This is a genomic window from Halorhodospira sp. 9621, from assembly GCF_022228055.1.
GTDB classification, from domain to species: Bacteria; Pseudomonadota; Gammaproteobacteria; order Nitrococcales; family Halorhodospiraceae; genus Halorhodospira; species Halorhodospira halophila_A.
Genome location: NZ_JAJNRD010000007.1, coordinates 90,893 through 109,819 on the forward strand (window position 1 = coordinate 90,893; position 18,927 = coordinate 109,819).

19 protein-coding genes and 1 pseudogene are annotated in these 18,927 nt (G+C 69.4%); 14 read left to right on the plus strand and 6 right to left on the minus strand.

What is annotated here, in order from left to right; all coding sequences use genetic code 11:
* Position 1: 1 nt before the first annotated feature.
* Positions 2-577: an outer membrane protein assembly factor BamC gene (bamC, locus tag LRF89_RS05565; RefSeq protein WP_201172920.1), complete on the minus strand. Its 576-nt coding sequence runs from the start codon at positions 575-577 to the stop codon at positions 2-4.
* Positions 578-597: 20 nt separating this feature from the next.
* Positions 598-1,485 (minus strand): 4-hydroxy-tetrahydrodipicolinate synthase, encoded by an 888-nt coding sequence (gene dapA / locus LRF89_RS05570; protein ID WP_238636705.1) that lies wholly within the window; start codon positions 1,483-1,485, stop codon positions 598-600.
* Positions 1,486-1,645: 160 nt separating this feature from the next.
* Here dapA and LRF89_RS05575 point away from each other — a divergent pair, with 160 nt between their 5' ends.
* Together LRF89_RS05575 and LRF89_RS05580 are read left to right on the plus strand one after the other, a co-directional pair.
* The gene (locus LRF89_RS05575; RefSeq protein ID WP_201172925.1) at positions 1,646-2,173 is read left to right on the plus strand and encodes a glycine cleavage system protein R; all 528 of its coding nucleotides are present in this window, start codon (positions 1,646-1,648) and stop codon (positions 2,171-2,173) included.
* Positions 2,174-2,218: 45 nt separating this feature from the next.
* Entirely contained in the window at positions 2,219-3,553 is a 1,335-nt protein-coding gene (locus tag LRF89_RS05580) for a PhoH family protein (RefSeq protein WP_201172927.1), read from the plus strand.
* Between the two features lie 30 nt (positions 3,554-3,583).
* On the opposite strand, the gene LRF89_RS05585 is transcribed toward LRF89_RS05580, so the two are convergent.
* On the minus strand, positions 3,584-4,681 hold the full coding sequence (locus LRF89_RS05585) for an AI-2E family transporter (protein ID WP_201172930.1): 1,098 nt from the start codon (positions 4,679-4,681) through the stop codon (positions 3,584-3,586).
* A gap of 97 nt (positions 4,682-4,778) precedes the next feature.
* Between LRF89_RS05585 and LRF89_RS05590 the strand changes: the two genes are divergently transcribed.
* Genes LRF89_RS05590 through LRF89_RS05600 form a run of 3 tightly spaced genes read left to right on the plus strand, consistent with a single transcriptional unit; the run spans position 4,779 to position 8,123 of the window.
* Complete coding sequence (locus LRF89_RS05590; protein WP_238636706.1) at positions 4,779-6,245, plus strand: M48 family metalloprotease; 1,467 nt, start codon at positions 4,779-4,781, stop codon at positions 6,243-6,245.
* 52 nt (positions 6,246-6,297) lie between these two features.
* A complete protein-coding gene (locus LRF89_RS05595; RefSeq protein WP_201172939.1) occupies positions 6,298-7,083 on the plus strand; it encodes a poly(R)-hydroxyalkanoic acid synthase subunit PhaE in 786 nt (261 codons plus the stop codon).
* On the plus strand, positions 7,083-8,123 hold the full coding sequence (locus tag LRF89_RS05600; RefSeq protein ID WP_201172949.1) for an alpha/beta fold hydrolase: 1,041 nt from the start codon (positions 7,083-7,085) through the stop codon (positions 8,121-8,123). Before LRF89_RS05595 ends, LRF89_RS05600 begins: the two co-directional genes overlap by 1 nt.
* A gap of 367 nt (positions 8,124-8,490) precedes the next feature.
* On the opposite strand, the gene phbB is transcribed toward LRF89_RS05600, so the two are convergent.
* Both phbB and phaR read right to left on the minus strand, forming a co-directional pair.
* On the minus strand, positions 8,491-9,237 hold the full coding sequence (gene phbB, locus LRF89_RS05605; RefSeq protein WP_238636707.1) for an acetoacetyl-CoA reductase: 747 nt from the start codon (positions 9,235-9,237) through the stop codon (positions 8,491-8,493).
* A gap of 264 nt (positions 9,238-9,501) precedes the next feature.
* Complete coding sequence (phaR, locus tag LRF89_RS05610; RefSeq protein ID WP_201172965.1) at positions 9,502-10,032, minus strand: polyhydroxyalkanoate synthesis repressor PhaR; 531 nt, start codon at positions 10,030-10,032, stop codon at positions 9,502-9,504.
* Between the two features lie 142 nt (positions 10,033-10,174).
* Here phaR and LRF89_RS05615 point away from each other — a divergent pair, with 142 nt between their 5' ends.
* Positions 10,175-11,020, plus strand: a complete 846-nt coding sequence (locus tag LRF89_RS05615; protein ID WP_238636708.1) for an HDOD domain-containing protein — start codon at positions 10,175-10,177, stop codon at positions 11,018-11,020.
* Here LRF89_RS05615 and pabB read toward each other — a convergent pair.
* On the minus strand, positions 11,004-12,332 hold the full coding sequence (gene pabB, locus LRF89_RS05620; protein ID WP_238636709.1) for an aminodeoxychorismate synthase component I: 1,329 nt from the start codon (positions 12,330-12,332) through the stop codon (positions 11,004-11,006). The two genes, LRF89_RS05615 and pabB, sit on opposite strands and share 17 nt — an antisense overlap.
* A gap of 134 nt (positions 12,333-12,466) precedes the next feature.
* Between pabB and LRF89_RS05625 the strand changes: the two genes are divergently transcribed.
* The 8 genes and pseudogenes from LRF89_RS05625 to LRF89_RS05660 form a co-directional block, all read left to right on the plus strand.
* Entirely contained in the window at positions 12,467-14,200 is a 1,734-nt protein-coding gene (locus LRF89_RS05625) for an AMP-binding protein (protein WP_238636710.1), read from the plus strand.
* A gap of 83 nt (positions 14,201-14,283) precedes the next feature.
* Positions 14,284-15,027, plus strand: a complete 744-nt coding sequence (locus LRF89_RS05630) for a YebC/PmpR family DNA-binding transcriptional regulator (RefSeq protein WP_238634040.1) — start codon at positions 14,284-14,286, stop codon at positions 15,025-15,027.
* Positions 15,028-15,030: 3 nt separating this feature from the next.
* Positions 15,031-15,534, plus strand: coding sequence for a crossover junction endodeoxyribonuclease RuvC (gene ruvC / locus LRF89_RS05635; RefSeq protein ID WP_201172980.1), 504 nt, complete (start codon positions 15,031-15,033; stop codon positions 15,532-15,534).
* Positions 15,531-16,145 (plus strand): Holliday junction branch migration protein RuvA, encoded by a 615-nt coding sequence (gene ruvA / locus LRF89_RS05640; protein ID WP_201243146.1) that lies wholly within the window; start codon positions 15,531-15,533, stop codon positions 16,143-16,145. Before ruvC ends, ruvA begins: the two co-directional genes overlap by 4 nt.
* A 2-nt stretch (positions 16,146-16,147) precedes the next feature.
* On the plus strand, positions 16,148-17,188 hold the full coding sequence (gene ruvB / locus LRF89_RS05645; RefSeq protein ID WP_201172985.1) for a Holliday junction branch migration DNA helicase RuvB: 1,041 nt from the start codon (positions 16,148-16,150) through the stop codon (positions 17,186-17,188).
* 121 nt (positions 17,189-17,309) lie between these two features.
* Positions 17,310-18,008, plus strand: coding sequence for a protein TolQ (tolQ, locus tag LRF89_RS05650; RefSeq protein WP_201172987.1), 699 nt, complete (start codon positions 17,310-17,312; stop codon positions 18,006-18,008).
* A 59-nt stretch (positions 18,009-18,067) separates the two neighbouring features.
* A complete protein-coding gene (tolR, locus tag LRF89_RS05655) occupies positions 18,068-18,484 on the plus strand; it encodes a protein TolR (RefSeq protein WP_201172989.1) in 417 nt (138 codons plus the stop codon).
* Positions 18,485-18,494: 10 nt separating this feature from the next.
* Positions 18,495-18,927 (plus strand): annotated as a pseudogene (locus tag LRF89_RS05660) (TonB C-terminal domain-containing protein); the annotation flags it as partial.

Here is an 18,927-nt window from a genome sequence, read left to right on the forward strand (position 1 = left end):
GTCAGTAGAGCTGGCGATCGAGCAGGGTCAGCAGCCGTTCGGCGACCGCTTGTGCGGCCGGCTCGCCGTCCTCGTCGAGGACCCTGGCCACCACCTGCCCGTCCTCACGGGCGATCTGGATACGGAAGCGCTGCGGCGCGGTGTCGATGCGCTCGGCCCCGCCGAACCAGCGCGCGAACAGGCCGGGCTGCTCGATCTCCTCGTCCGCCCGCGGCTCGTAGCGGATCAGGTAGTAGAGCTCGTCGCGCTGGCGCTCGAGCACGGTGAAATCCAGACGATTGAGCGCGGCGCCGGTACCGGTCCAGGCCTGATTGATCCCCATCCCCAAGGCGAGCCGCGGATCGCCGTCGACCTCGGTGAGCCGCGAGGGGATGGTGCGCTCGACGTCCACCGGCAGCTCCTCGTCGGCGTCCGGCTCCGCGGCCGGCGGCTCCGCTGCGGCGGGGTCCGGCTCACCGACCAGATCCGGCGGGATGACCAGGTGGTCGGGGTACTCGGCCTCGTCGCGGGTCAGCGGGTCGGTGGCACAGGCGCCAAGCAGCCCGGCGGCGAGCAGCGCCACCGGGAGCCAGCGCACGCCCCTGGCGGTCGCTCCCCTCACAGCAGACCGGCGTCGATCATCGCCTGCCGGACCCGCGCCTGACCGGCGTCGGTCAAGCGGGTCATGGGCAGCCGCATACCCGAGTCGGCCATGCCGAGCCGCTCCACCGCCCACTTGACCGGCACCGGGTTCGGCTCGCAGAACATCGCCTGGTGCAGCGGCGTCAACCGCTCGTTGATGGCCTCGGCGCTCTCCATGTCGCCACTCAGCGCGGCGGCGCAGAGCTCGCGCATCTGCCGCGGCGCCACGTTGGCGCTCACCGAGATGACCCCCTTGCCGCCGACGCGCATCATGCCCAGCGCGTTGAAGTCGTCACCGGCGAAGATATCCAGCCGATCGCCGCAGAGCCGGATCACCTCCTCGGCGCGCTCGACCGTACCCTGCGCCTCCTTGAGGCCGAACACGTTGGGCAGATCGGCCAGGCGGGCGACGGTCTCGGGGAGCATGTCGCAGCCGGTGCGCCCGGGCACGTTGTAGAGGATCTGCGGGATCGGCACCGCCTCGGCGATGGCCGTGAAGTGCTGGACCAGCCCCTCCTGGGTGGGCTTGTTGTAGTAGGGCACCACCAGCAGCGCCGCGTCACAGCCGGCTTCCATCGCGCTGCGGGTCAGCTCGATGGCCTCCCAGGTCGAGTTGGCGCCGGTGCCACCGATGACCGGGATCCGGCCCGCAGCGGCCTCCACCGTGGCGCGGATGACGTCCCGGTGCTCTTCGTAATCGAGGGTGGCCGACTCGCCGGTGGTGCCGACGGCCACGATGGCGTCGCTGCCCTGCTCGACGTGGAATTCGACGAGCTGCTTGAGCGCCTTCTCGTCCACGGCGTCCCGAATTCCATCCTGCGCCTTCATCGGGGTGACCATCGCCACCATGCTGCCGCGGAACATCACCACCTCCGTCATCGGTCTCGAGTCAGATCGGCAAGGGACTCATGGTACTAAGCGGGGTGCGCGGCGCCAAGCAAGGATGACGCCGGGCGGCGCGCCCCATCCAGGCCAAGTTCCGTGCTAGACTGCCGCCGCACACCCAAGCAGGGCGAGCAGTGCGATGCACAACCTGATGGTCATCACCGCCCTCGGGCACGACCGCCCGGGCATCGTGCGCGAGTTGGCCGGCGCGGTTACCGAAACCGGCTGCAACATCGCCGACAGCCGCATGAGCGTGCTCGGCGGCGAGTTCGCCATGATCCTCATGGTTTCCGGGCGCTGGAACGAGTTGGCCAAGCTCGAGACCAGCCTGCCCCACTCGGCGCGGCGTATGGGCCTGGAGATCCATATCCAGCGCACTGAGCCGGCTAGCACCGGTGAGCAGCTGCTGCCTTACTCGGTGGAGGTCGTCGCCCTCGATCACCCGGGGATCGTCGCCGAGCTCGCCAACTTCTTCGCCACGCGCGAGATCAACATCCGCGACATGAACACCGCCAGCTACGCGGCGGCGCACACGGGCACTCCGATGTTCTCGGTCTACCTGACCGTGGACGTCCCGGCCGGCGTACACATCGCCAGCCTGCGCGACGAGTTCATGGACTTCTGCGACCAGTTCAATCTGGACGCCATCATGGAGCCGGCCAAGTAGCCGTCGCCCCGGAACAAGCAACCCCGGCACGGGGATGAAACCGCCATGAACCAGCCGCTCGCCGAACGCATCTACGTGCTCGACACGTCGGTCCTGGTGCACGACCCGACCGCACTGTTCCACTTCGAGGAGCACGACGTCTGCCTGCCCTCGGCGGTGCTCGAGGAACTCGACGCCGCCAAAGAGGGGCTCTCCGAGGTGGCGCGCAACGCCCGCCAGGTCAGCCGCTTCCTCGACGACCTGCTCGCCGGCCACACCCCCGGCTCTCTGCACGACGGCGTCGCCCTGGGCAGCGGCGCCCCGGGCGAGCCGTCCGGGCGGCTGTTCTTCGAGACCGAGGGCCACGGCCGCGGCGACTCGGCCATCCTCGCCGCCGCCGGACGTTTGCGCGAGGGCCGGGCGCAGACCCCGGTCCTAGTCTCCAAGGACATCAACCTGCGCATCCGCGCCCAGGTGGCCGGCATCGCCGCCGAGGACTACGAGAGCGACCGGGTCATCGACGACGTCGATCTGCTGCCGACGGGCGTCGAGGCCATCCCGGCGGACGTGTGGCAACGGGCCCGCGCCCACGAGCGCGGCTACCGGGTACCGGTGCCCGAGGACACCGTGTGGCGGGTCAACCAGTGCCTCTACGCCGAGGACGGCTTCGAGGGTGTGGTGCGCGGCTTCGAGGACCGGCACGCCGTGCTCGCGCCGGTGGCCGATTTCCGCGAACGCAACGCGGTCTGGGGTGTCCGGGCCCGCAACCGCGAGCAGAACTTTGCCCTGCACCTGCTCATGGACCCGGAGATCGACCTGGTCTCGCTGCTAGGCGCCGCCGGCACCGGCAAAACCCTGCTCACCCTGGCCGCCGGACTGGCGCAGACCATGGACCAGGGCCGCTACCGCGAGGTGATCGCCACCCGGGCCACCGTGGCCATCGGCGAGGAGATCGGCTACCTCCCGGGCACCGAAGAGGAGAAGATGACCCCCTGGATGGGGGCGCTGATGGACAACCTGGAGGTGCTCAGCGCGCCGGACAGCGGGCTTGGCGGCGACTGGGCGCGGGCGGCCACCGCCGACCTGCTCCACTCCCGGGTGCGCATCCGCTCGATGAGCTTCATGCGCGGGCGGACCTTCCTGGAGAAGTTCGTCATCCTCGACGAGGCGCAGAACCTCACCGCCAAACAGATGAAAACCCTGATCACCCGGGCCGGCCCGGGCACCAAGGTGATCTGCCTCGGCAACATCGGCCAGATCGACACCCCCTACCTGACCGAGAGCACCTCGGGGCTGACCTACGTGGTCGACCGCCTCAAGGACTGGCCCCACAGCGGCCACGTGACCCTGCGTCGGGGCGAGCGCTCGCGGCTGGCCGATTACGCCTCGGACGTCCTCTGACCCGCCGCGGCCACGGGGAACCCGCCCGGCTCAGGGCACCAACTCCTCCTCAACCCCCGCGGACTCTTCATCCGGCGGTTTGCGCCGTCGCACCCAGGCCTTGATGATCGCCTGGATGAAGGTGGCCAGCGGGATGGCGAAGAAGATCCCCCAGAACCCCCAGATCCCGCCAAAGACCAGGATGGAGACGATGATCGCCACCGGGTGGAGGTTGACCACCTCAGAGAAGAGCAGCGGCACCAGCACATTGCCGTCGAGGACCTGAATGATCGTGTAGGCCACCAGGACGTAGACCAACTCCTGACTGACCCCGAAGTGGAAGTAGGCGATCAGCGCCACCGGCACGGTCATCACGAAGGCGCCGATATAAGGGATGATCACCGACAACCCGGTGGCCACCGCCAACAGCATGGCGAACGGCAGACCGAGGACCGAGAACGTGATGTAGGTCACCGCCCAAACGATCACGATCTCGATGAACTTGCCGCGGACGTAGTTGCCGATCTGCTGATCGACGTCGAGCCAGACCTCCGAGGCGAAGGCGCGGTGGCGCGGCATATGGTTGCTGACCCACTGCAGCAATAGCCGCTTGTCCTTGAGCAGGAAGAAAACCAGGAAGGGGACCAGCACGGCATAGATGACCAGGGTGCCGAGGATCATCAGCGACTGCACGGTCACCGAGGCCACCACCCGCTGCCCCAGATCGGTGATCTCGCGCCGGGCGGTATCCAGCATCTCGCGGATCTGAGCCTCGGAAAAGAGCTGCGGGTAGTGTTCGGGCAGCTGCAGGAGCAGCATCTGCCCCTGGGCGAGGATCGCCGGCAACTGATCGACCAGCTGCCCCACCTGGCGGTAGAGCAGCGGGATCAGCGCGAATAGCACCAGGATCAGGAAGGTGGTGAGGAAGAGGATCACGATCACCACCGCCAGCATCCGGGGCACCCCAAAGCGCTCGAACGCCCGCACCACGCCCTCGAGCAGATAGGCGATGACCACGGCGGCGATCACCGGCGCAAGGATGCTGCCAAGCATCAGCAGCGCCCCTAGGCCGACCACCATGAGGATGATGAAGGCAGCGATCTGAGGATCGTTGAATGTGCGGCGCAGCCAGCTACGTATCAGCTCCAAGGGCGCATCTCCTTCGCGGATCGCGCATTGATGATAACGTAGCCGGATCATCCTTGCGCCCGCGGGAACTCGCATCCGCGGCGCCCGGTCTCATCATATGACCATGCTCGATCGCCTCCTCCGAACGGCCTCGGCCCTGCTGCTGGCTGCGCTACTGCTCACCGCCCCGGCTCTGCAGCCGGCCCAGGCGGACGGCGTCCAGCTGCCGCAGCTCGGCGTACCCGGCGCCGAAGCCCTGCCCGTGCACAAGGAACGCGAACTCGGCACCGAAATCATGCGCCAGGTCCGGCAGCACCTGCCGCTGCACGAGGACCCGGAGACCAACGAGTACCTGCAGAACCTCGGGCAGCGCCTGGCGGCGCACAGCAACGAGCCGGGGTTCGGCTACAGCTTCTTCCTGGTCGAGGACGACCAGATCAACGCCTTCGCCCTGCCCGGTGGGTTCATCGGGCTGCATACCGGGCTGATCCGCGAAACCCGCACCGAGAGCGAACTCGCCGGCGTGCTCGCCCACGAGATCGCCCACGTCACACAGCGCCACATCGCCCGGCAGTACGCCCAGTCGCAGCAGCTCAATCTGCAGACCGCCGCCGCGGTCCTGGCCGCCATTCTGGTCGGCTCGCAGAACCCTCAGGCAGGCAGCGCCGCAGCCATGGCCGGCATCGCCGCCCCCATCCAGCAGCAGCTGAGCCACTCCCGCGCCCACGAGCAGGAGGCCGACCGGGTCGGCCTGCACAATCTGGTCGCGGCGGGTCTCGACCCGCACGGCATGCCCGGATTCTTCGAGCGTCTGGCCGAGGCCTCCCGCTTCGCCGAGGATCCGCCGGAGTATCTCAGCACTCACCCGCTGACCGAGCGGCGCCTCAACGAGGCGCAGCGCCTGGCCGAACGCCTCGAGGGTGGCGCCATCTATGAGAGCGGCCACCACGCCTTCATCCGCGCCCGGCAGCAGGTCTTCACCCACGAGGACCGCAGCACCAGCGCGGTGGCGTTCATGCAGGACCAGCTGCGGCGCAGTGCCGACAACCCGACCGCGCGGGCCGCCGCCCTCTACGGCCTGGCCCTGGCACTCTCCCGCGAGTCGGGCCAGCACGCCCAGGCCCTGGCACTGCTCGACAGCCTCAGCGCCATTGAGGGCGAGCGGCTCTACGTGCTCCTCGGCCGCGCCGAGATCCTGCGCGCCGCCGGCGACACCGAGCAGGCGCTGGCCACCTACCGTGAGGCCCGCTCCCTCTACCCGGGCAGCTGGGCCACCACCTACCGCCTGGCCGAGACCCTGCTGGCGACCGACGACGCCGAACAGGCCCGCCGGGTGCTGGCCCGCGCCGCCCGCGGGTCCGGCGGATCGCCGCAGCTGCTCCGCCTGCTCGCCGACGCCGCCCACGCCTCCGGGCGCGAGGCCGAGGGCTACATCGCCCTGGCCGAGCACTATCGCGCCCGCGGCGAGCAGAACCTGGCCGTGGCTCAACTGAACAACGCCATTCGCCACGCCGGCGAGGATCGCTACCAGCGCGCCCGCGCCGAGGCGCTCAAGGAACGCTGGACGCAGCGCAGCGCGGACTAGCCAGTGGTTCCGCGGACTTAGTAGACTGCCGCGGCACCCTGGGAGCGCGCTAATGGCGTCCGGCGAAGCCTTCGACAGCGACTGGATCCTACGCATGAACGATGCCACGCCCGTCGGCGTGCTTTGGCGCGCGCTGGAGGCCGACGGTGGCACGCCGGGGCCGGCCTGCGCGGCCGCCTTCGGCAGCCTGCGCGCCCAGCTCGACACCACCCTGGCCGGCCTGAACACCGTGCCCGGCGCGGCCAGAACAGGCGACCCCCCCGAAGACGAACACCCCAATTGGCTGGCGCCGTGGCTGCAGACCCTCGCCCGGCTCGGCCCCTGGCAGCACGGCCTCGAGCGCACCCAGGGACTGCAGATCGCCCTGGACCGCTACCTGCACGCCCACGCCCAGTGCGCCCGGATCCTGCTCGAATCGGCCCGCACTGGGCTCGACACCCTGGAGCAGCACCTGCAGACAGCCGCACAGGACCCACAGCAGTCGCTACCGGAGAGCTACCGGGCGCTTTACGAGTGGTGGCTGACCGACAGCGAGGCCTGCTACGAGCAGACCCTGGCCTCACAGCAGTGGGCCTCGGCCTTCGGCCGGCTGACCAACGCCACCACCGAGCTCGTCGGCCGCTACCAAGAGCAGCTCGACACCGGGCTGCGCACCCTGGACCTGCCCAACCGGGATGACTTCCTCGATACCCAGCGCCGCCTGGTCGAGCTCGAGCGCGGCCAGCGCCGCACGGCGCAGGGCGACGAGCTGGCCGCCCTGCGCGAAGAGGTGGCACGCCTGCGCGAAGAGGTGAAGGCCCTGCGGGCCGAACGCACAGCAGGGCGACGGGAGCAGTGATGGCCGAGAACCCACCCGACAGCGGCCTGACCGACTGGCAGCGCCGCCTGATCGAGACCCTCGAGCAGGGGGCCGAGCTACCCGTGGACACCCGGGGCGCAACCCCCTTCACCCTCCACGCCGAACCGGGGCCGGGCATGCACCTGCGCCGCTACGCCCCGGCGCGCAGCACCGGCCAGCGGCCGGTGCTCATCGTCTACTCGCTGGTCAACCGCCCCTTCATCCTCGACCTCACCGAGCGCCGCTCGCTCATCGCCGCCCTGACCCGGGCCGGCCACCCGGTCTACCTCCTCGACTGGGGCTACCCGAAGGGCGCCGACCGCTTCCTGGGCCTGGCGGACTACATCGACGAGTTCCTTGCCGCGGCGGCCGCAGAGGTGGCCACCAGCGAGGGCGCCTCCCCCGACCTGCTCGGCGTCTGCCAGGGCGGCGTCTTCGCGCTGTGTCTGGCCGCGCTGCAGCCGCACCGCGTCCACCGGCTGGTGAACCTGGTGACCCCGGTGGACTTCCACACCCCCGGGGACAACCTCAGCCGCATGGCTCAGGAGGTCGACTTCGACCAGGCGACACAGACCCTCGGCAACATCTCGGCGGAGTGGCTCAACGGCGTGTTTGTCGCCCTCAAGCCCTACCGCCTGCTCGCCCAGCGCTACATGGACCTGCCCGAGCTGGCCGGCCACCCGGAGGCCCTCCACGACTTCCTGCGCCTGGAGCGCTGGATGTACGACAGCCCCGACCAGGCGGCCACCGCCTTCGCCGAATTCGGCCGCGAGTGCTACCAGCGCAACGGGCTGCTGCGTGGCACGCTGACCCTTAACGGCCGGCCGGTGCACCTGGGCAACATCGAGCACCCGACCCTCAATGTCTACGCCGAACAGGACCACCTGGTCCCGGCCGATGCCGCGCGCGCCTTGCGGGACCACATCGGCTCAACGGACTACGGCGAACTGGCCTTTCCCGGAGGGCACCTGGGCGTGTTCATCAGCCGCCGAGCCCACGCCGAACTCCTGCCACGGATCGTGGCCTGGCTGGCGGAGTAGACGCCGATGATGCAGCGCCGCATCGAGAATGCTTGCAGCCGACGCCCGGCGTCACCACAATCTCCAGCCCATACCGGGTGCGGTTGAGCCGGGGCTGCGCCCAAAAAAAACCCCCTCAGAGAGGGGGCAAGGAGTTGGCGACAATTGTCTCCGGGGAGGAGACGCCGCCAGGAGGAGACCGGCTAACAAAACTTTGGCTCCTTCAGGAGCCTCACCGCAGGCCCGCTTGGCGCCTGGCCGCCGGAGTCCGGCGCGCCGGGTGGGCCGCGGCATTGTTGCTACGCAACATGATAGCCCCGTCACATTGGGCTGTCAAATACTGCCCGCCCCTGAGCAATCGCTGATCACCGGGGCGGGCCAAACCGGCTCAGAAGCTGCAGAACTGACCACCGTTGACCGGCACATTGGCGCCGGTGATGTAGCCCGACTCGTCCGCTACCAGGAAGCCGATCACCCGCGCGATCTCACCGGGCTCGGCCATGCGGCCCGCCGGGATCTGCGAAACGATCTGCTCGCGCACGTTATCCGGGATCGCCGCCGTCATGCTCGTCGCCACGTACCCGGGTGAGACGGTGTTCACCGAGACACCCTTACGTGCGTTCTCCTTGGCCAGCGCCATGGTGAAGCCGTGCATGCCGGCCTTGGCCGCGGAGTAGTTCGCCTGACCGAACTGCCCGGTCTGACCGTTCACCGAGGCGACATTGACGATGCGCCCGAAGCCGCGATCCCGCATGCCGTTGAGGAGCTGGCGCGTGACGTTGAACACGCTGTCCAGGTTGATGTCGATGACATCCTGCCAGTCCTGGTGCTCCATCTTGTGGCAAAAGGCGTCACGGGTGATGCCGGCGAGATTGACCAGCACCTCCACCTCGCCGTAGGCCTGCTTCATCTGTTCGGCCATGCGCTGGCAGGACTCGTAATCCGCCACGTTGCACTCAACGTAGCCGACCTCGTAGCCCTCCTCGCGCAGCTGCGCCTGCCAATCCTCAACGCGCTCCGCCTTGGCGTCCACGCAGGTGGTGACCACGCGATATCCCTGCGCGGCGAGTTCGCGACAGACAGCGGTGCCGATGCCACCGTTGCCTCCGGTTACCAGGGCCAAACGACCTGCCATATCGGTATTCCTCGCTTTTCTGCAATGGACTTGCACGCAGCGGGCGCACGGCCGGATGCCGCGCTGCACCACTTTTGTGCATCGCAGCATATGCTGCGCCTAAGAAGCTTATGCTGCGCCGCAGCGAGTGTCAACGCGGGCCGGCAAGCCCGGCCAACGACGGCGCAGGGCGGAATCTGGAGGGGTTACGGGAGACCTGCGAAATCACCCGGCACAGCGCACCCTGGAAAGCCGGAAAGCCTTGGCGGGGTCAGTTATTCAGCTTTACTGATCCTGGCGGTGGCGACCGGGGCCCCGGTTGGAGGCGGGCGGATCCTCGAACCCGCCGCTGCCTTCCTCGTCACGGCTGCCTTCCTCGTCGCGGCTGCTGTCCATCCCGCTCATCTGGCGCCACAGGGCCAGGTTACGCTCGGCGAACTGGGTCATGATGTTCATGGGGTTATGGTCCATGAACTCGCGGGTACGCTGCTGGAAGACGCGCTGCTGATCCGCCCAGAGCTCCAGGCTCTTCTCCAGATAGCTGGTGAGCATGTTCTGCATGTTGCCGCCGTAGGCCCGGATCAACTGGGCCAGCAGCTGGCTGGAGAAGATCGGCTCGCCCTCCTCCTCCTCCTCGCTGATGATCTGGAGCAGGATGCTGCGGGTAATGTCCTCACGCGTCTTGGCGTCGACGACCTGGAAGTCGACACTCTCGAGCACCAGGCGCTTGACGTCGGCCAGGGTGATATAGCTCGAGATCGCCGTATCGTAGAGGCGGCGGTTGGGGTACTTCTTGATGATCCGGGTATCTGACATTCAGGGCCTCCGGCGCGGGCAACCGAACCCTATGCTGCGGTGCGTAGAGTGTCAAGCGAGTTGCTAACATGGGGGAGAACTTTCACGCGGCGCTGGCCCGACCCCCCAGGCTGGCCCCACCGAACCGCAACCGAGGTTTCTCATGGGCAACGCCGACCGGGTGGCCACACTGGAGCGGCTGGGTGATTCCGAGACCCTGCCCGCCCTGCCCTACGTCGCTCACGACATCCTTGTGGCCACCAGCCACAACGAGGTCAACATCAGTGATGTCGCCGAAACCCTGGCCCGCGAGCCGGGCCTGGCGGCGCGCATCGTGGCCATCGCCAATTACGCCTTCTTCTCCCGGCGCGAGACCGTCTACTCGCTCGAGCAGGCGATCATGCGCATCGGGCTCAACCGGGTACGCGTGCTCGCCACCTCGCTGCTGCTCAACGAACTCTTCCGGACCGCCCAGTGCCCACACTTCCAGCTGCAGCGCTATTGGCACGAGGCCCTGGGCACCGCCTTCTGTGCCGCCCGCCTCGCCCCCGATGCCGCGCCGCGCGAGAGCCGCGACGCCGCCTATCTGGGCGGCGTCCTGCACAGCATCGGCCTGCTCCTGCTGGTCCACATCTTCCCGCAGACCATGGATGAGATCCTCGCCGAACATGAGGCGGACCCGGAGCGCTCGCTGGCCGGACTGACCTACCAGGCGCTCGGCTGCGACTGCGGCGAGGCCGGCGCACTGCTGTTGCGCGAGTGGTCGATCCCCGAGCCGATCGCCGTCGCCACCGAGAACGCCCACCGCGACCGCTACGAGGGCCCCCACGCGGACCTGGTGGCCACCATCCGGTTCGCCAACGAGTGGCTGCAACGGGGCTTCGATCCGGAGCAGTGCGCCGACGCCCCGCCCATCCCGCAGCGCAAACTCGAACGCGTGAGCACCGCCTGCCGCGAGGAGTACGAGGCCCTGGCAGCCTTCGCGCAGCTGCTCAGCGGCGACGACTGACCGCCGCCGCGGGCCCTCCGCCTTCGGCCAGTGACAGGAAGCCGGCGGCCTTGTCCTCCGTCTCCTGCAGCTCGGCCTCGGCGGTGGAGTCCGCTACCACGCCCCCGCCGGCCCAGTAGGTCATGGTCCCGCCGCGACAGGTGGCGGTCCGAATGGCGATGCTGGTGTCCATGCGCCCGTCCAGCCCCAGATAGCCGATGGCCCCACAGTAAACACCGCGCGGCCCCGGCTCGAGCTCGGCGATGATCTCCATGGCCCGGCGCTTCGGCGCACCGGTGATGGAACCGCCGGGCAGGCAGTCACGCAGTAGATCGGTGGCACACCGCCCCGGCGCCAGGCGCCCGGTCACGGTGCTGACCAGATGGTGCACGCTGGCAAAGCGTTCCGCCCGGCACAGCGAGGGCACCCGCACGCTGCCCACCGCGCACCCCTTGCCCAGGTCGTTGCGCAGCAGATCCACGATCATCACGTTCTCGGCCCGGTCCTTGGCACTGCCCAACAGATCACGCCGGGCCGCCGCATCCTCAGCCGGATCGGCCGCCCGCGGCCGGGTGCCCTTGATCGGCTCCGTAGTCACTCCCCCATCGCCATCGAGATGCAGGAAACGCTCCGGCGACAGGCTGAGCACATCGCCCCCGGGGAAGCGCAGCCACGCCGCGAACGGTGCCGACGAAGCGGCGCGCAGGGCGAGGTAGGCGGCCCGCGGATCGCCCCGGTAGGGCACCGAGAAGCGGCGGGCCAGATTCACCTGATAACAGTCGCCGGCGTGCAAATACGCCTGCACCCGCCGGAAGGCGGCGGCGTACCCGTCGGCCTCCGGTTCGCGCCGGAGCGCTCCGGCCGTGGACCACGGCTGCACGCTGCCACCCGCCTCCCGGCGCCGCGCCATATCGGCCAACCAGTCCTCATCGAGGCGCCGCCCCACCGCCATGCTGCAGCCGTGATGATGGTCGGTGATCACCGCCTGCTCGTAGATGCCCACCGCCATCTCGGGCATGCCGGGATCCGGTCCCCCCACCCCCATCAGCCGCCGCCCCAGATCGTAGCCGAAATACCCCACTGCACCGCCAGTGAACGGCCAGCGGCCATCGACCGGCAGCGGCCCGAGGGCATCGAGCTCGGCGGCCAGGTGCGCCAGCGGATCGCCGCCGCGGCGCTCCACTCGCCCGCCGCGGCGGATGGTGGTCTGCCCGCCGGCGGCGACCAGGGTAACCGTCGGCCGGGCGACGAGGATGTCGTAGCGCGCTCCGGCGCAGCCACCGTGGCCCGAATCGAGCCACGCCGACCACGCCTCGCTGCCAAGCGCGCGCATGGCCGCGGGTCCATCAGCGATATACGGCAGGGTTCGGATTCGCAGGGGTGCAGACACAGTGATGGTGCTCCGGACAGATCAGATCGTTTAACCTCACAACGACAAAAAAAACCTACGGTCGACGGAGGAGAACCATGAGCGATCAAGGCGCCGCCGCATTCTACGATGCCCGCCCCTGGGAGCGCTGCTACGGCACCCATCACGGCACCGACCCGACGCTGCAGGAACTGACCACGGTGGCGGACATCGCCCGGCGGCGGGCCGAGCAAACCCCGCGGCTGCCTGCCTACACCGCCTGCCTGGAGAACGGCCTGCATGCCAGCCTGGATTTCGCCACCGTCGACCGCCTGGCCGACTGCTTCGCCGCCTGGCTGATCGCCGAAGCCGGGATCCGCCCCGGCGACCGGGTGGCGCTCCAGATGCCCAACTCCCTCCCCTACCCGATCGCCGTCTTCGGCACTCTGCGCGCCGGCGCGGTGCTGGTGAACATCAACCCGCTCTTCACCCCGCGGGAGATGCAGCACCAGCTGAGCGACAGCGGCGCACGCGTGCTGGTCATCGTCGATCTCTTCGCCGACAAGCTCTCCGGCGCCCTGACCGGAACCGCGGTCGAGGAAGTGGTGCTGACCGGCATCGCCGACCTCTTCCCCTGGCTCAAACGCGGACTGGTCCACGGCGTGCTGCGGGCCAAGCGCGAGATCCCGGCAGCACCGCCGAACGCCCGCCGGCTCGGCGCGGTCCTGAGCCGCGGCGAACACCTGGGCCCGCAGCCCTGGCCCGAGCGCGGCGCCGACGACCTCGCCCTGCTGCAGTACACCGGCGGCACCACCGGGCTACCCAAGGGCGCAGAGCTGCGCAACCGCAACATCCTCGCCAACCTCGGCCAGATCAGCGCCATGGCCGGCGACGCCATCCGCCCGGGGCAGGACGTGGTCCTGACCGCGCTGCCGCTCTACCACATCTTTGCCTTCACCTTTAATCTGCTGACCTTCCACCACTACGGCTGCCGAAACATCCTCTGCCCCTCGCCGCGACCGGTGGACAAGCTGCGCAAGGCCTTCGAACAGTTCCCGGTCAGCAAGTTCTCGGCGGTCAACCTGCTCTTCCACGGCCTGCTGCAGGCGGAGTGGTTCCGCAACAACCCGCCAAGGCACCTGGATTTCGCCATCGCCGGCGGCACCGCCCTGCACCGCAGCACCGCCGAACAGTGGCGGTCGCTCCTTGGCCACACCCCACTCGAAGGCTACGGACTGACCGAGACCAGCCCGGTCCTGGCGGTGAACCCGCCCCACGGCGAGAACCGCCTGGGCAGTGTCGGGGTTCCACTGCCCGGCACGGATGTGCGCATCGTCGACGACAACGACCAGCCCGTCCCCCAGGGCCAGACCGGCGAGATCGTCGGCCGCGGCCCGCAGGTGTTCGAAGGCTACTGGCAACGCCCCGAGGAGAACCGCCTGGCACTGCGCGGAGGATGGTTCCACACCGGTGACATCGGCTACATGGACAGCGACGGCTACATCCACATCGTCGACCGCAAGAAGGACATGATCGACGTCTCCGGCTTCAACGTGTACCCCAATGAGGTCGAGGAGGCCCTCGCCGAGCACCCGGCCGTGGCCGAGGTCGCCGTAGTCGGCGCGCCGCGGGGCGAGGCGGGCGAAACGGTGGTCGCATTCGTGGTCACGCCCGGCGACGAGGAACTCACCGAGCCGGAGCTGATCGACTTCGCCCGGCAGCAGCTGACCAACTACAAGGTACCCCGGCGGGTGATCTTCCGCGACGCCCTACCCAAATCCGCCGTGGGTAAGCTACTGCGCCGCGACTTGCGCGAGGACGCCCGGGCCGTGATCGAGCCGGCCGCGGCGTAAGCGGCTCCTCGGAGCCGACCCGGCGGGCGTGGTATCCTGACGCGCTCGAGCGACCTCCCGACGAGCAAGCCTGTAGAGGATCCATGGCTGGACACAGCAAGTGGGCCAACATCAAGCGCCACAAGTGGGCGCAGGACGCCAAACGGTCCAAGATCTTCACCAAGCACATCCGCGAGATCACCGTCGCGGCGCGCCTTGGCGGGCCCGACCCGGAGATGAACGCGCGGCTGCGGCTGGCCCTGGACCGCGCCTTCGCGGTGAACCTGCCCAAGGACCGCGCCGACGCCGCCATCAAGAAGGGCGCCGGCCTGGAGGAGGCGGAGGCCTACGAGGAGATCCGCTACGAGGGCTACGGCCCCGGCGGCTCGGCGATCATGGTCGACTGCATGACCGACAACCGCAACCGCACCGTCTCCGAGGTTCGCCACGCCTTCAGCAAGCACGGCGGCAAGATGGGCACCGACAACTCGGTCGCCTATCTCTTTCAGGAGCGCGGTGTGCTGATCTTCGCCCCGGGCACGGACAGCGACCAAGTGCTCGAAGTCGCCCTGGAGGCCGGCGCCGATGACCTGGTAGAGAACGACGACGGCTCGCTGGAGGTGCTCACGACCCCGGAGGCCTACCGGGGCGTGCGCGATGCGCTGATCCAAGCCGGGCTGGAGCCGGCCCAGGCGGACGTGACCCAGCGCCCGGACCTGACCGTACAGGTCGAGGGCGAGAACGCCCGCAGCACCGCCAAGCTGATCGAGCGCCTGGAGGATCTGGACGACGTGCAGCACGTCTACACCAACGCCGACCTGCCGGCGGAGGCCTACGAAGAAGGCTAGGCGATGACCCGCATCCTCGGCATCGACCCCGGCTCGCGGGTCACCGGCTACGGGATCGTCGACGACGGCCGACCCTGTCGCCTGGTGGCTGAGGGGACGCTGCGCCTGCCCCGGCAGTCTGGACTGGCCGAGCGACTGGGCCGCATCTTCGACGGCCTGGCCGGGCTGATCGCAGAGCACCACCCCGACGAGGTCGCCCTCGAGCAGGTCTTCGTCCACCGCAACGCCGACACCGCGCTCAAGCTCGGGCACGCCCGCGGCGCCGCGCTGACCGCCTGCGTCCACGCCGGACTGCCGGTGGCCGAGTACGCGCCGGCGCGGATCAAGCAGGCCGTCGCAGGCAGCGGCCGCGCCGACAAGGGCCAGGTGGGCTACATGGTCCGGGCGCTGCTGCGTCTGCGCACCAACCCGGCCGAGGACGCCGCCGACGCTCTGGCCGCCGCCCTCTGCCACGCCCATCACCGCAGCGCGCCGCTGGCGCAGGCCGCCTCCGGAGCCCCGCGATGATCGCCCGACTGCGCGGTACCCTGCTCGAGAAGCGCCCCCCCACCCTGGTGGTCGAGGTCAACGGGCTCGGCTACGAGGTCGAGGCACCGCTGTCCACCATCGAGGCCCTCCCCGAGACCGGCCAGGAGGTCATTCTGCATACCCACCTCAGCGTCCGCGAGGACGGGCAGACCCTGTTTGGCTTCCGCGCGCGCGCCGAGCGCGACCTGTTCCGGCGGCTGATCCGGGTCTCCGGGGTGGGGCCCAAGCTGGGCCTGGCCCTGCTCTCCGGTGTCGACGGCGAGGAGCTGGTCCGCTGCGTCCGCGACGACGACCCCAAACGGCTGACTCAGGTACCGGGAATCGGCCGCAAGACCGCCGAGCGACTCATCGTCGAACTGCGCGACCGACTCGAAGGCATCGCCTCCGGCGGCGCCGGCACCGCCACGCAGCAGGCCGACCAGCCCGCAGGCGGGGATGACCCGGTGGGCGAGGCCGTTGAGGGCCTCGTCGCTCTGGGCTACAAACCGCCCGAAGCCTCGCGCATGGCCCGCGGCGCGGCCGAGCCGGGCCTTGGCTGTGAAGCGATCATCCGGCGTGCGCTTCAGCGCGCCGTGCCGCGAGGGGGGTGATCATGAGCGACGAACACGGACCGCCCGAGCGCATCATCGACGCTGCCGGCAACGGCGAAGAGGCGGCGCTGGAGCGCGCCCTGCGCCCGGTGAGCCTGGACGAGTACGTCGGCCAGGCCGGGGTGCGCGAACAGCTGGAGATCTTCATTCACGCCGCCCGGGGGCGCAACGAACCGCTGGACCACACCCTGCTCTTCGGCCCGCCGGGGCTGGGCAAGACCACGCTGGCCAACATCATCGCCACCGAGATGGGCGCCAACCTCCGCCAGAGTTCCGGACCGGTCCTCGACCGCCCCGGTGACCTGGCGGCCATCCTGACCAACCTCGAGCCCGGCGACGTCCTGTTCATCGACGAGATCCACCGGCTCTCCTCGGTGGTCGAGGAGGTGCTCTACCCGGCCATGGAGGATTTCCGGATCGACATCGTCATCGGCGAGGGGCCGGCAGCGCGCTCGATCAAGCTCGACCTGCCGCCATTCACCCTGGTCGGGGCCACCACACGGGCCGGCCTGCTGACCTCGCCGCTGCGCGACCGCTTCGGCATCGTGCAGCGCCTCGCCTATTACCCGGTGGACGAGCTGACGCGCATCGTCGAGCGCTCGGCCGGCCGACTGGGGGTCAGCGCCGAGGCGCACGGCGCCGCTGAGATCGCCCGCCGAGCCCGCGGCACGCCCCGGGTGGCCAACCGCCTGCTGCGCCGGGTGCGCGACTTCGCCGAGGTGCGGGCCGACGGGCGGATTACGCAGCAGGTCGCCGCGGACGCCATGGAGCTGCTCGACGTCGATCGCAACGGCCTCGACGAACAAGACCGGCGCCTGCTCGAGGCGGTGGTCCACAAGTTCGGCGGGGGCCCGGTCGGGCTGGACAACCTCGCCACCGCCATCGGCGAGGAGCGCGGCACCCTGGAGGACGTGGTCGAGCCGTACCTGATCCAGGAGGGCTACCTGATGCGCACCCCGCGCGGCCGGGTGGCTACCGAGCACGCTTACACCCTGCTCGGTGTGCCCGGGCAACCAACCCGCTCCGGCGACCTGTTCGGGTAACTCGCCGGGAGCGCGGACCGGGCGACGACGCCCCCGGCACTTGTCATTCCAGTGGAACTTGTTTCTGTAACTAGCTGTCGTTAAATTCGATCCTCCGGCCCTGCCAGCGCGAACGACAACCATGACCGCCGACGTCTCTGTCATCCGTCTCATCCTCGACGCCAGCCTGCTGGTGCAGGCCGTGATGCTGTCGCTGATCCTCGCCTCGATCACCTCGTGGGCGCTGATCCTCTACAAGCGCCTGATCCTCAAGCGCGCCGAGCAGACCGCCATCCGCTTCGAAGAGGAGTTCTGGGCCGGCGGCAACCTGGCCGAGATCTACCGCCGGCTCAGCGACGAGGGCCCCGGCGAGCACGCCGGCATGGAGCGTATCTTCCGCGCCGGCTTTCAGGAGTTCTCGCGCATGCGCAAGCAGAGCGGAGCCCCGCCGGCGGCAGTGGTCGAGGCCGCCCATCGCGCCATGCGCGTATCGGTCAGCCGCGAACTGGACAACGCCGAGCGCCACCTGCAGTTCCTGGCCACGGTGGGCTCGGTCAGCCCGTACGTGGGGCTGTTCGGGACCGTGTGGGGCATCATGAACTCGTTCCGCGCCCTGGCCGGGCAACAGCAGGCGACCCTGGCCACCGTGGCGCCGGGCATCGCCGAGGCCCTGATCGCCACCGCCCTGGGGCTGTTCGCGGCCATTCCGGCGGTCATCGCCTATAACCATTACGCCAACCGCGCCGAGCGGCTCGCCAACCGCTACGAGACCTTCGTCGAGGAGTTCACCAGCATCCTCGAGCGGCATACGCATGCGGCCGGCGCGGCGCCGGCCAGGTAGGAGGGCACGCCTTGGCACGGGTGACACCGACCGGGACACGCCGCAGCCGTCGGCGGCCAATGTCGGAGATCAACGTCGTCCCGTACATCGACGTCATGCTAGTGCTGCTGGTGATCTTCATGGTCACCGCACCGCTGCTCTACCACGGCGTCGACCTGGATCTGCCGCAGGTGAGCAGCTCGCCGCTGGACGAGGACGAAGCGGAGCCACTGATCGTCAGTGTCGACGCCGAAGGCCGGGTCTACCTCAACCTTGCCGACGACCCTGAGGAGCCCCTCTCCCGGGGAGAGCTCCTGGAGCAGGTCGGCGGGATCATGAGCGACGATCCGGAGCGACGCGTGCTACTGCGCGGCGACCAGCAAGTGGCCTACGGCGAGGTCGTGGCCCTGATGGCCGAACTCCAGGCAGCCGGGGTGCCGAGTGTGGGACTGATGAGTCAGCCACCGGACAACGGCCCGGCCCCCGACGCGGGATGAGGCCCTGCCCATGCGCTGGCTGAGAGTGCCAACCCCCAGACTGCCGCGCCGGCTGGCGAGCAGCCCGTCGCGTTTTGTGATCTACTCCACCCTGGGGCATGTGGCGGTATTCACGGTGGTGGGTGCGAACTTCGCAACCTGCACCCGCACCCCCGAAGCCCCCTCGTTCGACGGCCCGGTCATCGAGGCCACCGCGGTGGATAGCGCCGCCGTGGAGGCGGAGATGGAGCGGCGTCAGGAACCGGAGCCCGAACCGGAGCCGGAACCCGAGCCGGAGCCCGAGCCAGAACCGGAGCCGGAACCAGAGCCCGAGCCGGAACCCGAGCCAGAGCCCGAGCCGGAGCCAGAACCGGAGCCGGAGCCCGAGCCAGAGCCCGAGCCCGAGCCCGAGCCAGAGCCAGAGCCAGAGCCGGAGCCGGAGCCGGAGCCCGAGCCGGAGCCGG

Excerpts from the sequence above, each read along its gene's own strand:
- dapA (WP_238636705.1), bottom strand. The coding sequence starts at position 1,485 with ATGTTCCGCGGCAGCATGGTGGCGATGGTCACCCCGATGAAGGCGCAG.
- LRF89_RS05575 (WP_201172925.1), top strand. The coding sequence starts at position 1,646 with ATGCACAACCTGATGGTCATCACCGCCCTCGGGCACGACCGCCCGGGC.
- LRF89_RS05580 (WP_201172927.1), top strand. The coding sequence starts at position 2,219 with ATGAACCAGCCGCTCGCCGAACGCATCTACGTGCTCGACACGTCGGTC.
- LRF89_RS05590 (WP_238636706.1), top strand. The coding sequence starts at position 4,779 with ATGACCATGCTCGATCGCCTCCTCCGAACGGCCTCGGCCCTGCTGCTG.
- LRF89_RS05595 (WP_201172939.1), top strand. The coding sequence starts at position 6,298 with ATGGCGTCCGGCGAAGCCTTCGACAGCGACTGGATCCTACGCATGAAC.
- LRF89_RS05600 (WP_201172949.1), top strand. The coding sequence starts at position 7,083 with ATGGCCGAGAACCCACCCGACAGCGGCCTGACCGACTGGCAGCGCCGC.
- phbB (WP_238636707.1), bottom strand. The coding sequence starts at position 9,237 with ATGGCAGGTCGTTTGGCCCTGGTAACCGGAGGCAACGGTGGCATCGGC.
- phaR (WP_201172965.1), bottom strand. The coding sequence starts at position 10,032 with ATGTCAGATACCCGGATCATCAAGAAGTACCCCAACCGCCGCCTCTAC.
- LRF89_RS05615 (WP_238636708.1), top strand. The coding sequence starts at position 10,175 with ATGGGCAACGCCGACCGGGTGGCCACACTGGAGCGGCTGGGTGATTCC.
- pabB (WP_238636709.1), bottom strand. The coding sequence starts at position 12,332 with ATGCGCGCGCTTGGCAGCGAGGCGTGGTCGGCGTGGCTCGATTCGGGC.
- LRF89_RS05625 (WP_238636710.1), top strand. The coding sequence starts at position 12,467 with ATGAGCGATCAAGGCGCCGCCGCATTCTACGATGCCCGCCCCTGGGAG.
- LRF89_RS05630 (WP_238634040.1), top strand. The coding sequence starts at position 14,284 with ATGGCTGGACACAGCAAGTGGGCCAACATCAAGCGCCACAAGTGGGCG.
- ruvC (WP_201172980.1), top strand. The coding sequence starts at position 15,031 with ATGACCCGCATCCTCGGCATCGACCCCGGCTCGCGGGTCACCGGCTAC.
- ruvA (WP_201243146.1), top strand. The coding sequence starts at position 15,531 with ATGATCGCCCGACTGCGCGGTACCCTGCTCGAGAAGCGCCCCCCCACC.
- ruvB (WP_201172985.1), top strand. The coding sequence starts at position 16,148 with ATGAGCGACGAACACGGACCGCCCGAGCGCATCATCGACGCTGCCGGC.
- tolQ (WP_201172987.1), top strand. The coding sequence starts at position 17,310 with ATGACCGCCGACGTCTCTGTCATCCGTCTCATCCTCGACGCCAGCCTG.
- tolR (WP_201172989.1), top strand. The coding sequence starts at position 18,068 with ATGTCGGAGATCAACGTCGTCCCGTACATCGACGTCATGCTAGTGCTG.